Here is a 2,135-nt window from a genome sequence, read left to right as displayed (position 1 = left end):
TTAAATATTGATAAAATATTTTTCGACATAAAATCTGATATAAAAATTATAATCTACGATAGTCATCACTGCTAAGCAGTATTGAATGACTATCATAGAAAAAAACAAGAAAATTAATCTTCATTTCTTAGGCTTCACATAGGACTTTCCAATCGATTCTCTTTTGCGTTTCTTTGTCATAGTACCCGACCCCCTTTTTTCTACTATTACCATTATAAACTATAAAGGTTATTGAATTACACTAAGTCAGATTTTTCTTTTGAAAATCATTAGAAATTGATTGTTGTCTAATCAATAATTATCAGGATTGAACCAATATCATTTCATCACCCATTATATTAGAGTTTAAATAGAGCTCAGGGATGTCTTCTTCAGAGATGTCCTCTAGCATTAGTGAAGACTTTGCTTGTTGAAACGCTCTAGAGATAGAATGGCCAAACCCAATAGCAGAGTAAAAGTATGCTGCAAATATACGCGCTGTATCATCTCCTATTTCAACTTTCATTCCTACAGCAGCATCTATATGCTTCACTATTTCCTTGGCTTGACCAGAAGAAAAGCATGAACTGAAAAATACTAACCTTACATCATCTGAAGTAGATACTATTGTCTGAACAATCGCTTCCTTTGAAACAAGCTTTGTATTACCATCGTTATCTTGAAAAACAAGTTCATTCCCTTCTGATCCATGACCACTAAAATGTACAATAGTTGGATTGACTTCATTAATTGCTTGAAGGACATCTAGAGGTCTTGCCGCCCATTTTGTCACAAAATCAATTGAATCCCTCATGTCAGACTTCCTAATCATCCCTTCGATTTCCCTGGCCTCTTCATCCGGACGCAATTGTTGCTGATCAACCGGACTAGAAGTCATAAATAAGATAGTAATTTTCTCTGGAAGTCTCTTTAATTCGGTAATATCACTCTGAATTTGCGTTTGTACCCTTTCTTGGTTAACTAAGGTTTTGTTAAATCCTTCCATTCGCTGTTGTAAATCCTTTTGACGTTTCTCGTCTTCCCGAAGTGTTTTTTCTCTTTCCTTTCTCTCTGCTATTTGTAGTTTACTTTCTTCACTAGCCAATTGCTTTGACTTGCTCACAATATCCTTTTCCAATGCTGCTAGCTTTTTATATTCAGAGGATAATTTATTACTATCCCTATCAATACTTTGTTGTTTTGTACGAATGGTAGATTCACTCTTTGTTCGTCTAATGCTATTTTGAGCTGATTTGATTCTTTTTTCAATATCAGATATATCTTTTATTTTCTTTGCTTTATTTTCTTGTAATCTAGACAATTCCCGCCCTTTTCTGAATACGTTATTTCTATAAGTATTTAATAAAGACATCGATACCAATCCCTTTCTAAACTGTAATATCATAACTAAGCATATATCCAACTATTACCTATCATCATGATAATTAGATTACCCTTAAGATTCCGTAAATTAGGAGTATAATCTTTATGCAGACTCATAAATACACGCTAATTTTCCTCAAATGATCCTTACAGGCCCACTCGCTCTTAACCAATCCGCTTCTTTTAATCTCGCTATAATTTAATCAATAGCCTATTCATCTCTTCTTTCGAAATTATTTCCTATGTAAAATATATGCTATTTTATTATAAAAGTCAAGAACGTAGGTTCGCTTTAGTGAGTGGAGGTCGAAAGGAATGCTGACAATGCCAGAAATCAAGTAAAGATGATTGTTGCAAATCGTTTGTCTGAAGAGCTGAAGATGTTGAAGAAAAGGTTTATACGTGGGATGTGTTTAGCAGAGATTAATAAGCTTTAGAATGAATATGTTTTTTAATGGAATAGCTCCAATTATTGAATTGGGGCTATTTTATTAATAGATAATGATTTATCATTTCGTAAACATTTGATAGCATCAAGTAATCTTCATATACTCACAATCTCCTGCCATTCCATTTCTATCAAATCTATAATTTCTATTAATTCATCTACAGCATGATCAACGGTATACATCATCATCAAACTACTGGATATTTTAATAAGTAGCGCGGTGAATATACTTTTGTAAGTGCGAGTTTACATGCTGATTCTACCATTCGACTGCCTGTCCTTTTTTGAAATGGTCGATCATTATAATCATATAGCTTGATATCAG

1 protein-coding gene is annotated in these 2,135 nt (G+C 33.2%); it reads right to left on the bottom strand.

All coding sequences use genetic code 11. From position 1 onward, the window contains the following. Positions 1-301: 301 nt before the first annotated feature. Entirely contained in the window at positions 302-1,351 is a 1,050-nt protein-coding gene (locus SPD53_RS19640; protein ID WP_336253562.1) for a CHAT domain-containing protein, read from the bottom strand. Between the last annotated feature and the right edge of the window lie 784 nt (positions 1,352-2,135).

The organism is Oceanobacillus sp. MO10714A, from assembly GCF_037072045.1.
GTDB lineage: Bacteria > Bacillota > Bacilli > Bacillales > Amphibacillaceae > Oceanobacillus > Oceanobacillus indicireducens.
This window is presented reverse-complemented; position numbering and strand designations above follow the sequence as displayed.

Coding starts and splice junctions, on each gene's coding strand:
- SPD53_RS19640 (WP_336253562.1), bottom strand. CDS start 1,351: ATGTCTTTATTAAATACTTATAGAAATAACGTATTCAGAAAAGGGCGG.